Source organism: Neisseria sp. P0001.S005 (genome assembly GCF_051963715.1).
The window spans coordinates 1-353 of record NZ_JBQCTZ010000813.1; the positions used below are offsets into that span (position 1 = coordinate 1).

The window sequence follows — 353 nt, forward strand, 5'->3', positions numbered from 1 at the left end:
TAAACGTCTTGTACGTCGTCCAAATCTTCCAATGCGTCAATCAGTTTTTGCATCTTAACCGCATCTTCGCCGCTCAACTCGGTTTCGTTTTGGGCGCGCATGGTAACGTCGCCGTCAACAGATTTGTAACCTGCGGCTTCCAATGCCGCTTTCACGCCCGCCCAGTCATTCGGCGCGGTAACCACCTCGATGGAACCGTCGTCGTTGGTGATGACATCTTCCGCTCCGGCTTCCAAAGCCGCTTCCATCAGCGCATCTTCGTCAACGCCCGGTTCGAACACCAAATAGCCTTGATGAACGAAGTTGAACGCTACGCAACCGTCGGTACCCAAGTTACCGCCGTTTTTAGTGAA

General features: G+C 53.3%; 1 protein-coding gene. It reads right to left on the reverse strand.

Annotated features, from left to right (window positions below; translation table 11 throughout):
* Positions 1-353: YebC/PmpR family DNA-binding transcriptional regulator (locus ACTHSP_RS23015; protein WP_440347129.1), on the reverse strand; the 353-nt coding region annotated here is incomplete at both ends.